This window comes from Streptomyces sp. NPDC002513, from assembly GCF_053595355.1.
Genome location: NZ_JBSFXK010000069.1, coordinates 1 through 12,437, shown reverse-complemented (window position 1 = coordinate 12,437; position 12,437 = coordinate 1). Strand labels below are relative to the sequence as shown.

The 12,437-nt window shown below is 73.3% G+C and carries 6 protein-coding genes; 2 read left to right on the top strand and 4 right to left on the bottom strand.

What is annotated here, in order from left to right:
* Positions 1-71 precede the first annotated feature (71 nt).
* The 3 genes from ACWD5Q_RS30465 to ACWD5Q_RS30455 form a co-directional block, all read right to left on the bottom strand.
* Positions 72-1,067 carry a lysylphosphatidylglycerol synthase transmembrane domain-containing protein gene (locus ACWD5Q_RS30465; protein WP_451430294.1) on the bottom strand — a complete coding sequence of 332 codons (996 nt, stop codon included), beginning with the start codon at positions 1,065-1,067 and terminating at the stop codon, positions 72-74.
* A 208-nt stretch (positions 1,068-1,275) separates the two neighbouring features.
* Positions 1,276-2,460 carry a PP2C family protein-serine/threonine phosphatase gene (locus ACWD5Q_RS30460; RefSeq protein ID WP_451430293.1) on the bottom strand — a complete coding sequence of 395 codons (1,185 nt, stop codon included), beginning with the start codon at positions 2,458-2,460 and terminating at the stop codon, positions 1,276-1,278.
* Between the two features lie 48 nt (positions 2,461-2,508).
* Positions 2,509-4,854 (bottom strand): glycoside hydrolase family 65 protein, encoded by a 2,346-nt coding sequence (locus ACWD5Q_RS30455; RefSeq protein WP_451430292.1) that lies wholly within the window; start codon positions 4,852-4,854, stop codon positions 2,509-2,511.
* A gap of 365 nt (positions 4,855-5,219) precedes the next feature.
* On the opposite strand from ACWD5Q_RS30455, the gene ACWD5Q_RS30450 reads away from it, so the two are divergent.
* Positions 5,220-8,129, top strand: coding sequence for an ATP-binding protein (locus ACWD5Q_RS30450; protein WP_451430291.1), 2,910 nt, complete (start codon positions 5,220-5,222; stop codon positions 8,127-8,129).
* Positions 8,130-8,166: 37 nt separating this feature from the next.
* On the opposite strand, the gene ACWD5Q_RS30445 is transcribed toward ACWD5Q_RS30450, so the two are convergent.
* Positions 8,167-10,896, bottom strand: a complete 2,730-nt coding sequence (locus ACWD5Q_RS30445; RefSeq protein WP_451430290.1) for an AAA family ATPase — start codon at positions 10,894-10,896, stop codon at positions 8,167-8,169.
* Between the two features lie 375 nt (positions 10,897-11,271).
* Between ACWD5Q_RS30445 and ACWD5Q_RS30440 the strand changes: the two genes are divergently transcribed.
* Complete coding sequence (locus ACWD5Q_RS30440) at positions 11,272-12,231, top strand: helix-turn-helix domain-containing protein (RefSeq protein WP_451430289.1); 960 nt, start codon at positions 11,272-11,274, stop codon at positions 12,229-12,231.
* Positions 12,232-12,437: the final 206 nt, after the last annotated feature.

Sequence of the window (12,437 nt, the reverse complement as noted above, 5' to 3'; positions counted from 1 at the left end):
GCGGCGAGCAGGGTGCCGGCCGCGGCGGTGACGGTGCGGGCCGCGGTCGCGACGCTACGGCACCCGTGTGCTCACAGCACCTTGCGGTGGACCAGGGCGGTGAGGACGAGCATGCCCGGCAGGAGGGGGAGCCAGACCGTCAGGACGCGGTAGCCGATGACGGTGGCCGTGGCCAGGTCCATCGGTGTGCCGTAGCCGACCAGGGCGAACACCAGCGCCGCGTCCACGGGACCGATGCCGCCGGGAGCGGGCACGGCCCCGGCGGCCGTGCTGGCGGCGAGGAACGCGAAGACCACCTGCGCCCAGGACAGGTGCAGCCCGAGTGAGGCCCCGACCGAGGCGATCACGCTCGCCTGGACGACCGGGCCGGCGGCCGCCCCGCCCCACAGGGCGAGTACACGGCTGGGCCGGGTGTGCAGAATCCGTGCGTCGGTCAGGGCGGTGCGGACGCAGCCGAGCACCGGGTCCCGTAGCGGACGCACCAGGGCCAGGAGCACGCAGGCCGTGGTGACGCCGATGGCCACGAGCCCGATGCTCAGCAGCAACGTCCCCTGGTCCGGGACGAGTTGACCGAGCCTCAGCACGTCCGGGAAGGCGACCATGAAGACGAGGAGGACCAGCGTCTTCGCGATCGGTTTGACCAGCGAGTACAGGGCGAGGGAGGCGGTGGCCCGGGCGAGGGGGATTCCGTGGTTCTGCAGAAAACGCAGGGTGACCGCGTGGGCGCCGATGCTCGCCGGGAGTACGTGGTTCGCGGCGCCGGCGGCGAACTGTGAGGCCAGCAGCGGTCCCGCCGGAAGTCTCTCCGGTACGGCGCCCTGGCGGACCCAGGCGGCGGTCACCCAGCCCAGGCAGGTGAAGAAGATCCCGGCCGGCAGCCACCGGGGGTCGGCGGAGGCCAGCCGGGCGGTGCCGTCGCGTACGGCATCCCAGTCGGCCACCGCCCACGCGCCGAGCAGCACCAGCGGGAGGAGGGTCAGCGCCCGGCGGGCCAGGCGCGCGGCAGCGGGGGAGCGCACGGGGGTGGCCGGCGCCCGGGGGAGGTCGTCGAGCGGGAGCAGGGACATGGCGCACGTCGTCCTTCCGCGTCACATCCGCCTCGTACGCGGCGGACGGACAGGGGGCGAGGCAGGGGACGGCGAAAACCTTCCCGCTCGGTGTGACCGCACGGTGTCCGGCAGCCGAAGGGACAGCACACCGAGCGCGGCCGGTGGGCACCGGCCGCGGGGGCGGGAGCCGGGTGCGACGTCTACCGGCCTCAGCCGGGAGAGCACTTCAAAGGGACCGGTGTACGACGGAGGGACGGCGGGCCGGCCGGGCGGTCTTGGCCGGCTTCTGCGCGGGATCGCCGGTGACCGGCTCGCGGCGCACCACGACCGCGGCGGCGTCGTCGGCGAAGGTTCCGCCGCAGAACGCGACGAGGTCGTCGCGGAGGCGGTCGATGAGGCCCTCGGGGGTCTCCGCGTCCGGCCAGGCCGAGAGGCGGTCGGCGAGGGGATAGAAGCGGCCTGCCCGGTCGCGCGCCTCGGTGACGCCGTCGGTGTAGAGCACCAGCGTGTCGCCGGGTTCGAAGGCGAAGGTGTCCACGTCGCCCTGCGGGGCCTGCGGCAGACCCATGCCGAGGGGAGTCGTGTACTGCCGGGGTGCCAGCACGGTGGTGTGCCCGTCGCGCAGCCGGATCGGCGGCGGGTGCCCGCAGTTCAGGACGTGGATGACGGGTTCGTCGTCCGGGATGTCGACCTGGACGGCCGTGATGAAGGACTCCTCCGTGTCGGGGCAGTCCCTGGGCGGTTGGCATCGGCTCCAGACCACGATGGCATCGAGTTCCCTCCGCAGCGCGGTGAGCGCCGGCTCGCGGTGGGCCGCGCTGCGGAACGCGCCCAGCACGAGTGCCGACTCCTCGATGGCGGGCAGGCCCTTGCCGCGGACGTCTCCGATGAGCAGCCGGGTCCCGGTCGCGGTGCGTACGGCCGCGTACAGGTCGCCGCCGATGCGGGCCTGGTCCGTGGCGGCCCGGTAGGCGCTGGCGATGCGCAGGGGGCCGATCCGCTCGGGCAGCGGATGCAGGACGACCTGCTGTGCGGCTTCGGCCACCGACCGTATCTGTCTCAGCTCCGCGCTGTGCCGCTCGCGCAGTCGGCAGAACAGCACGGTGAACGCGCAGATCAGGACGAGCGAGATGAGCTGGCTTTCGTGGTCGGAGGTGAACAAGCTGGTGCGGATCACGGAGATCGCCACCAGCGCTGCCACGGCGAGGGCTCCGATCAGGGCCGTGAGTCTGGAACTGCCGAAGGAGGCGGTGAGCGCCGGGGCGACCACGAGCAACGGCCCGAGGTGGATGTTCTGGGGTGTGAGGATGTCGGCGATCGTGATCGCTGCGATCAGCGCGACCGGGACGGCCACGAGTCCTCGGTTCGACCGCAACGACCAGTCGACACCTGCGCGGGGCTGGAGGCGCATATCTCCTGCATACACCCAGGTGTCGGCCCGCGTGTACTCGGCGGGCGGTCAGCACGGGCGCTCGGGGCCGCGTCCGGGCGGCTGGGCGGGGGTCGGCAAGGGGGGCGACGGTCTGACGGGCCGGCTCTCGGAGGTGCCGGGGGACAGGGTCACCGGCTCCCCGTAGTGGCTGATCCGGAGGCTTTCCCCGCTCACCAGCGTGTACGTGGCCCGGGACCCGGTGATCTCCACCCGCAGGCACTGCTTGCGGATCTGCACCGAGAAGGCGAGCCGGCTCAGCTCCGTGGGCAGCCTGGGCGCGAAGTACAGGGTTCCCGCGTGGTGGCGCATCCCGCCGAAGCCGGCGACCAGCGCGATCCAGGAACCCGCCAGCGAGGCGATGTGCAGTCCGTCGCGGGCGTTGCGCTCCAGGTCGTCCAGATCCATCAGGGCCGCCTCGCCGAGATAGGCGTAGGCCAGGCTCAGATGGCCGACCTCGGCGGCGATGACCGCCTGGATGCAGGCCGACAGCGAGGAGTCACGGACGGTGATCGGCTCGTAGTAGGCGAAGTTCCGTGCCTTCTGCCCCGCGTCGAAGGCGTCACCGCGCAGATACATCGCGAGCACGAGGTCAGCCTGTTTGACCACCTGCTTGCGGTAGAGCTCCAGGTACGGGAAGTGCAGCAGCAGGGGGTAGTCCTCGGGCCGGGTGCGGGAGAAGTCCCAGGCCTGGTGGCGGGTGAAGCCCGCGGCCTGCTCGTGGATGCCCAGCGCACCGTTGTACGGCACGGTCATCGCCGTGGCGGCGCTCCGCCACGCGGTGATCTCCTCCTCGGCCACGCCGAGCGCGGCTGCCTGCCGGGGATGGCGTTCTACGGCTTCGACGGCGGCCCGCAGATTGCCCTGGGCCATGAGGTTGGTGTAGGCGTTGTCGTCCGCGAGCGCGCTGTACTCGTCGGGGCCGGTCACCCCGTCGATGTGGAAGCGGCCGCCGGAGTCGTGGTGGCCGAGGGAGAGCCACAGCCGGGCGCTCTCCACGAGCAGTTCCACGCCGGTGTCGCGCTCGAAGTCCGCGTCGCCGGTGACCGCGACATAGCGATGGACGGCATGGGCGATGTCGGCGTTGATGTGGAACGCCGCGGTACCGGCCGGCCAGTAGCCGGAGCATTCCGCGCCTGCGATGGTGCGCCAGGGGAACGCCGCTCCCTTCAGCCCGAGTTGGCGGGCGCGGGCGCGCGCCGCCGGCAGGGTGTCCTGCCGCCAGCGCAGTGCCGCGGCGACGCTGCGCGGATGGGTGAAGGTCAGCAGCGGCAGGACGTAGATCTCGGTGTCCCAGAAGGAGTGCCCGTCGTATCCCGAGCCGGTCAGGCCCTTGGCCGGGATGGCCCGCTGCTCGGCCCGGGCGGCCGCCTGCAGTACGTGGAAGAGCGCGAAGCGCACGGCCTGCTGGATCTCCGGGTCGCCGTCCACCTCCACATCGGCATGGAGCCAGAAGTCGTCCAGGACGGCCCGCTGTTCGTCGAGGAGGCCCTGCCAGCCGGTGCTGCCCGCCTCGGCGAGCGCGGCCTCCGCCTGGTCCCGCAGGGCCGTCAGCGAGCGCAGCCCGGACCAGCCGTAGGAGACCAGCTTCTCCAGCCGGAGTTTCTCGCCGGGCTTGAGGTCGGTGATGACGGTGAGCCGGGCGACGTCGTCCGCGCTCTCGCTGGTGGTCCGGGTGGAGGCCGGGCCCTGCACGATGTGGTCGGCGGCGGCCGCGATCCGCAGGTCGCTCTGCTCGGTGCGGTGGATCAGCCGCAGCCGCATCCCCCCGGCATAGTGCTCCTCGGGCCGCAGCGGGGACTTGAGGGCTGCGGCGACCCGGGGGTCGGCGCTGGGCTGCGGCATGGGCTCGTTGGCGACGAGTTCGGACTGGATGACGATCCCCACCTCGTCGTCCAGCGGCTCCACCTCGTAGACGATCGCGGCGATGGCCCGATGGGTGAAGGAGACCAGACGGGTGGAGCGCACGCGGACGCCCTTGCCCACCGGTGAGACCCACTCGCACACCCGGCGGAGGACCCCGGCGCGCAGATCCAGTACCCGTTCGTGGGAGCGGAGGTGCCCGTAGCGCAGATCGGCCTGCTCGTCGTCGACGAGGAGGCGGATGAGCTTGCCGTCGGTGACGTTGATGACCGTCTGGCCGGACTCCGGGAAGCCGTATCCGGCCTCGGCGTAGGGCAGCGGATGCACCTCGTGGACGCCGTTGAGGTAGCAGCCGGGCAGCCCGTGCGGCTCGCCCTCCTCGAGGTTGCCGCGCCAGCCGATGTGTCCGTTGGACAGGGCGAAGACCGATTCGCTCTGCGCCAGGACGTCCAGGTCCAGCCCGGCCTCACGGACGCACCAGGGCTCCACCCCGTACGAGGGATGGGTGATCACGGTCCGTCCCCGTTTCCCTCCCCGCCTCCGTCCACGGCGCTATGGCGATGCCGGGTGGGCCGGAGTCGTGCGATGTCCATAAATCCCCGCTCTGTCATATTACATACCTGCCCGCCTGGGTGCCCTTCCATCCCCGCCGGTCTCGATGGCGGCAGAGCGAGTGCGCTGCGCGATGGTGCGCTGGCTCAACGTGACCAAGGCGCCGGCGGCGGGATACCGTCGGCGTCCGAGGTGTCCCCTGTGGTTGAATACCGGCTCTATCGTCCGCTTCCTGGGGGCCGGGACTTCAGCGGTCACGGTGCGTGAGGGCGGCCGGAGGAACAGCACCGGTATGGCGGTGCGGAAGAGGCGGAGTCTCCGAGCTCATGAGCGATGCCTACATGTCCGGGGGGCTTGCGGCCGTACCGGTCCTGACCGGGCGGGACACGCATCTCGCGGTCCTGGACTCGGCTCTGGCGCACATCGCCTCCGCCGGGGCGTCGGTCCTGCTGCGGGGCGATCCGGGTATGGGGAAGACGGCGCTGCTGAACGCGGCCGAGGCGGCGGCCCGCCGCGCCGGGCTGCGTGTCCTGCGGATGGCCGGCGCCGAGGCGGAGTCGTCCCTGCCGTTCGCCGCCCTGCACCAGGTGCTCTGGCCGCTGCTCGACGACGCGGGCGCCCTCACGGAGGAACAACGCGACGTCCTGGAAAGCGCGTTGGGCGTGCGCGAAAGCGTGCTGCCCGTGGGGCACACGGTGGCCGGCGCCACCCTCACCCTGCTCGCCCACGAGGCCGCGCGCCGGCCCCTCGTCGTACTCCTCGACGACCTCCAGTGGGCCGATCGCTCCAGCGCCGACGTGTTCAGCCATGTGCAACGGCGCCTGGCCGGGCTGCCCGTCGTGGTCATCGGGGCGACGCGGCCGACGGGAGCCCCGAGCCGACGGGATCCGGCCGCGGCGCGGGAGGAAGGGGACGACCCGCAGGGGCCCCCGGGCCGGGTGCTCGACCTCGAACCGCTGGACGACCGGCAGGCCGAACTGCTGCTGCGCACCCTCCACCCGCATCTGCCCGGCCAGGCGCGCCGCCGGGTGCTGCGCGCGGCCGGCGGGAACCCGCTCGCGCTGCACGAACTTCCCGTGCGGATCCGCAGGGCCGGGGAGGACGACTCCGCGTTCCGGGAGGACCCGACGACCATCGGGGTCACCGAGCCGTTCGACGAACTGCCGGTGGGCGAACGTCTGGGGCGGCTGTACGAGGACAGGCTGCGCGCGCTGCCGGACGGCACCCGGCACCTGCTGCTGGTGGCGGCACTCGGCGGCTCCTTCGCCCAGCACACCACCCTGCTGCGGGAGGTGGCGGCCCGGGGAGCGGAAGCGACCTGGACGGAGATCCGTGACCGGATCGACGCCTCGGGACTGGCGCACACCGATCCGGCGTCGGACCGGGTGGTCTTCCACCATCCCCTGGTGCGTGCGGGCCTGGTGCACAGCGCCTCGCCGGCGGAGCGCCGCGCCGCGCACCGGCTGCTGGCGGACACCCTGCCCGAGGGAAGCGCGCAGCGGATCACGCATCTGGCGGCGGCCGCCATCGGCACCGACGGCGAACTGGCCGCGCGGGTGCACGCGGAGGCCGACAGCATGGCCGCCCGGGGCGGACACGCCGAGGCGGCGGACCTGATGGCCCGGGCGGCCGGTCTCACCCCGGACGGCACGAGCCGGGCCGCGCGCCTGGTCGCCGCCGCGGTCATGGCCGCCCATGGCGGACGTCTGCGCCTGGCGGAGGAGCTCGTCGCCGAGGCGGAGAGCGAGGCCCGTCCCGGAAGGCCCGAACCCGCCGCCCCCTACGCCTTCGCCGTCGCCCACACCCGATTGCAGCTCGACGGCGACCCCACGCCGTCGATCGAGCTGCTCCCCGGCGTGCTGGACGAGCTGGCCTCGCCGACGGCCGGGGAACCGCCCGCGGCCCTGGCGGAATGGATCCTCTGTCTGCTCATCGTCGTCGCGATCCACACGGGCGACGAACGGGCCTGGGCCGCCCTTGAGCACCCGGTGGCGGACGCCTCCGAGCCGGCCGCGCTGTGCCGGCGGGCCTGGGCCGGCTCCTCCGCCACCGTCCACGACGTGCCGCTCCGGCTGCGCGAGGCGCTCGCGGCCCTGCCCGAGCAGGGGGAGACCGCCGCGGCCTGGCTCCTGCTGTGGACGGCCGTCGCCGTCGACGCCTTCGGCGACCACGCCGAGATGTGGAGCCGCTACGCGCGCTGTCACTCCTACGCCACCCAGGCGCTCATCGACACCCTGCGCGCCCATGACGACTTCCTGCACGGCCGCTGGGACGCGTCCCTCGCCGGCTCCCGCCAGGGCGCCCAGGCCTCCGCGGCCTTCGGCTACGCGTTCAACGAGATGCTGTGCCTGCAGAACGTGGCGCAGGTCCTGGCCGCTCGGGGGGACCTCGCCGCGCTCGACGCCCTGGAACCCGTCCTCACCGCGTCGGCCCGGAGGCAGCGGATGCGGTTCGTCACCGAGCGTCTGCAGGGATGGAAGGTGCTGTGCGCGCTCGGCCGCGGCCGGGCCGAGGAGGCCTGGGAGCAGGCGCGGACCCTCCATCCGCCGGGGGTCGTCCCGGCCCGTTCTCGCTGGTTCCACCTGTCGCTCGTCGACTGGGTGCAGGCCGCGGTCGACAGCGGGCGCCGGGCCGACGCCCGGCGCCATCTGCGGGCGGTCCGTGTGGCCGGCATCGCCCGTGTCTCGGCCCATCACGCCTTCCTGGTGGCCGTTGCCGAGGCCCTCGCCGCCGACGAGGACGAGGCAGAAGGGCGGTACGCGGTCGTGTACGCCCTCCCCGGCGCGGACACCTGGCCCTTCCCGCTCGCCCGGGTCCATCTGGCCCACGGCGCATGGCTCCGGCGACACGGCCGGCGCAAGGCCGCGACCGTCCACTGCGAGGCCGCGCTCGACGCCTTCACCGGCCTCGGCGCCCTGCCCTGGGCGGAACAGGCGTCCCGGGAGCTCGCCGCGGCGGACGCGGAGGCGGACGTCGAGGCGTCCGGTGACGAAGCCGGGGGGCACTCGCTGCTGACGGCACAGGAGTTGAGGATCGCCGAACTGGCCGCCCAAGGGCTGACTAACCGTCAGATCGCGGAGTGTCTCGAACTGTCGCCGCGTACGATCGGCGCTCACCTCTACCGCATCTTCCCCAAGCTGGGCGTCACGACCCGCGCCGGAGTGGCCCGCGCCCTGGAGGAGACCCGCGGTGAAGCGGCCCGCCCCCCGGCGGAACGCGGGGCCGCCGAGGACTGACCCGGGCCGCCGACCCGGGACCGTGGCCCGGAGCGGCTCAGCTGTCCCGCAGCGCCCAGGCCAGAGCCGCCCGCGAGGTGATCCCGAGTTTGGGGAAGATCCGGTAGAGGTGCGCCCCGATCGTGCGGGGGGACAGGTGCAGCGCGGCGCCGACCTCCTTGTTCGTCAGCCCGGTCGCGACGAGCCGGGCGATACGAAGCTCCTGCGCTGTCAGTGCGGAGGCCTCGGCCGCCGTGGCGTTCGCGTAGGGGCCGACGGTACGGAGTTCGGCCCGGCACTGCTCCGCCCAGGGCGCGGCCCGCAGCTCGCGGAAGCTCCGCAGGGCGGCGTGCAACTGCTCGTCGGCCTCGCCCCGCCGCCCCCGGCTGCGCAGCCAGGAACCGTGTGCCAGCCGCAAACGCGCCAGATCGAAGACCCATCGCCCGGCGCCCGGCACGGCGTAGGCCGCAGCGTAGGCCGCGTCCGCGTCGTTTTCGGCGGTCAGCGCGGTCGCCGCGGCCAGCAGGAAGGCGTGATGCGCCGAGATGAGGTCCATGCGCGCCGCCCGTCCCGCCGCGACCTGGGCGAGTGCCTCCGCACGCCGGCCGCAGCGCAGGCTCGCGGCCACGAGGTCGAAGAACGCCAGGTGGAACCAAGGCGGACCGTCCGGCAGCTCACTCGGTTCCCGCATGCGGCGTAGCCGGGCGTACGCCTCCTCGTGCCGCCCGTGCGCCAGGGCGGCGAGCGCCTCGAGATGGTCCAGACGGTCCGTCACGAACCGCATCCGGGCACCCCGCGCCACCGGCTCGATCCGCGCCCGCAGCTCCCGCAGGCCCTGCTCGTCACCACGGCCCGCCAGGAAGTGAGCGTAGTAGTGCCTGAAGAGCAGCGCGTTGCAGTGATAGCCCCGTTCCTCCGCGGCGTCGGCCTCGCGCAGACAGTCCTCGGCGGCATCCCAACGGCCCCGCAGGAACGCCTGGTAGCACCTCGCTTTCGCGACGGATCCCGTTGTGGCATACGTGTGTTCCCCGTCGAAGGGCCGTGACAGCTCCGTGTCGGCGGCGTCCACCGCCGTTGCCGCCCACAGCAGCAGCCAGGCGCGGCCGGTCTCCCGCCCGGCCGCCATCCGCTCCACCAGCGACCGCAGTTCCACCTCCACGCCGTGCGCCGTTCGCGGCGTGGAGGCCCAGGCGCGGTGACACAACCGGGCGGCGGGGGAGACATGCTCCCGGTACCGCTCCAGCGTCTTCCATCCGTGGGAGTCGCCCGTGTACGAGCAGGCCAGGAGCAGCTTGAAGAACACCTGCTCCACCAGGTCGTCGTGGACCGGCGCGCCGGGGGCGGTCAGCGCGGCCAGCGCGGCGGGCAGCAGCGAGAACGACGAGGTGAAGTCGATGCGGTGGCTCTGGTCGACGTAGACGACCGCATAGGCCAGCAACGGGGCGATGTCCTCGGGCACCGGGCCCCGCTCGATCTCCGCCACCAGTCTCGCCGTGTACGCCAGGCGCCCGCCCCGGGCCGACATCACCGCTGCCCAGGCCAGCCGGCGTGCCCGGTCTTCGGGATCGGCGCTGAGGGCGGCCGCGCGGTCCAGCAGCAGCGCGCCTTCCGCGTCGCCGCCGCGCCGCGCGATGCGCGTGCCGGCCTCCTGAAGCCGCGCGGCGAGCCGCTCGTTCGGCCCTTCGGCGGCGGACGCCTCGTGCATCGGTCTGCGCGGGTCGTCCTCGGGCAGCCGCCGCGCCAGCACCCGATGGGCGGCCCGCAGCTCGGCCGTCGAGGCGCACGCGACCACCGCGCTGCGCACCAGCGGATGCCGGAAGACCAGTCGTCCGGTGCGGTCCAGGCGGGCCAGGCCGCTGGTCTCGATGTGCCCCAGGGTTCGCTCCGTACGGTCCGGGCCGGGTCCCGGCTCCCCGACGGCGCCGTTGTCGGCGGCACGGGTGTCGGCCAGGGCGCTGAGCAGCAGCGTCCGGGCCGCGTCCGCGGGCAGTGAGCGGACCCGCCGGACGAAGACCGCTTCCAGCCGCTGTCCGAGCGGCAGCTCACGCGGCAGCGGCACGATGCCCGTGCGGTGCTCGTGCGCGAGCTGCCCGGGCAGCTCGACCAGGGCCAGGGGATTGCCCGCGGCCTCGTCCATCACCCGCTGAGCGGTGGCGGTCGCCAGTCCCGGATGCCGGTGCCGCAGCAGCGTGCGGGCGTCGTCACCCGAGAGCCCCTCGACGTCCACAGGGTATGCGGGCCATCCGTCCAGCGCCGGGCCCTCGGGATGGCTCGCGCACACCATGACCGCACGCAGGTCACCGATCCGCTGGTGCAGGAAGACGAAGACGGCGGCGCTGGAGGAGTCCACCCAGTGCAGGTCGTCCACGAGGATCAGCACCGGACGCCGACGCGCCTCCTCCGCCAGCAGGGCGAGCGCGGCGGCGCCGACCATGAAGCCGTCGGACGGCAGTCCGTCGCGCAGCCCCAGGGCCCGCTCCAGGGCGACCCGTTGCTGCCGGGGCAGCCCGCACGAGCTCTCCAGTAACGGCCGGAGCACCTGGTGCAGCGCCCCGAACGCGATGCCGGCCTCCACCTCGACCCCGCGTGCCCGCAGCACGGTGAAGCCGCTGTGGTCGGCGCGTGCGGCCGTCCAGTCCAGCAACGCGGTCTTCCCGATGCCGACGTCGCCGCGCAACATCGTCGCCGAGCCGCCCGCCCCGGACCGCGCCGTCTCCAAGGACCGCTCCAGCAGCGCGCGCTCGCGCCGGCGGCCGACCAGAGCCGTATCGGCTGACCCGTCGTCCACGTCTCCCCTCTCCTCGTGCTTCCGGGAGCACTTCCGGAGCCACATTCGCATGAAGACCCCGCCCGTGTTCCTGGATCAGTCGCGTCAAGAACGCGTCAACGCCCCTGGGCCGGTCGCGTCAAGAGCGCGTCAATGCCCCGGGGCCAGTCGCGTTAAGGGCGCGTCAATGTCTCCGGGACCAGTCTCGTTAAGGCCGCGTCAATATCGCGATGCCTCACTGTGCACGGCTCTTGCCTGTCCCCGCACAGATCGGGCTGACCAGCACCTTTCCTGGCCGCGGCGGTCGCACTCTGGAGCGCATGGGGCTCGCCCTGGTGCGGGGCCTCGACGCCGGAAATGTCCCGGCACCCGAAGGAACGCTTCGAAGGGGGCCGCATGAGCCTGACGCCCGTAGCCACCGCTCCCGGTGGGACGCACAGTACCCATGACGCCGACGGGCGTGCCCGCGGCGGAGGCGCCCGCACCGGGCGGCCGGCCGATGCCCGCGCCCTCGGCTTCCTGCGGATCGACACCGTGGGCGGAGCGCCGGGGGTGTACATCCATGCATCGGACAACGTTGTCGCCGAGCCGAGCCTGCTGCTGGGTGTCCACTCCTTCGGCCGGGCGGACCTGGTCCGGCGGGGCACCACCGCGGCCTGCGGTCCGGACGACCTCTTCGTCTGCGACGGCGAGGAGCCGTTCACGCTCCGCGAGTCGGAGGACTTCGAACTGCACCTGGTGCGGGTTCCGCGGCGCGTCCTCACGCTCGCCGATCACCAGGTACGGGCCCTGTGCGCCCGGGCCCCGTTCTCCGACGGCGCCGTGGTGCCGCTGCTGCGTCCTCTCCTGCGGGACATCGTCGGCGCGCTGGACGGCTACTCGCCCCGGACGGCTCTCCATCTGGCGGGAAGTGTCGCCGAATGGGTGGCCCTGCTCGCCGTCGAGGACCTCGACCAGGGCCCCCAGGACTCCGAGGAGCGTGACGGCGGGCAGGAGCGTCAGGCTCTGGTCCGGCAGGTCCGCGCCCACGTCGACGCGCATCTGTGGGACCGGAGCCTGACCCCCGCGACCGTCGCCTCGGCCCAGCACATCTCGATCCGCTACCTCCACAAGCTCTTCGAGGACCACGACAGCACGGTCGGCCGATGGATCCAGAACCGCCGTCTGGAGGAGGCACGCCGGGAGCTGGCCCGCCCGGGGCGGGACGACAACACGGTGTCCGCGGTCGCGAGGCGTTGGGGGTTCGCGAACGCCACACACTTCAGCCGCAGCTTCCGCTCCGCGTACGGCATGTCGCCCAGCGACTGGCGGGAGAACCGGACCGGGTCGTCCTGGCGGACCGGCATGAACAACTGACCGACGCCATGAACGGCTGACCGGCCGCGGGATCACGCGGCCGGTAGCCGGTAGCCGGTGGCCCGGACGGGCCGCCCCACCGCCCCGGCGGACACAACGGACCCCCGGTCCGGACTCCGCACCCCGACAGGGTGCGGCTCCGGCCGCCTCGACCCACCACTCACCCTTGTGCTGGACGATGTGGCGGCCGTGGCACCCCTGCCCCG

What these genes read in the sequence shown, in the direction of transcription:
- ACWD5Q_RS30465 (WP_451430294.1), bottom strand. Translation starts at nt 1,067, where the DNA reads ATGTCCCTGCTCCCGCTCGACGACCTCCCCCGGGCGCCGGCCACCCCC.
- ACWD5Q_RS30460 (WP_451430293.1), bottom strand. Translation starts at nt 2,460, where the DNA reads ATGCGCCTCCAGCCCCGCGCAGGTGTCGACTGGTCGTTGCGGTCGAAC.
- ACWD5Q_RS30450 (WP_451430291.1), top strand. Translation starts at nt 5,220, where the DNA reads ATGAGCGATGCCTACATGTCCGGGGGGCTTGCGGCCGTACCGGTCCTG.
- ACWD5Q_RS30440 (WP_451430289.1), top strand. Translation starts at nt 11,272, where the DNA reads ATGAGCCTGACGCCCGTAGCCACCGCTCCCGGTGGGACGCACAGTACC.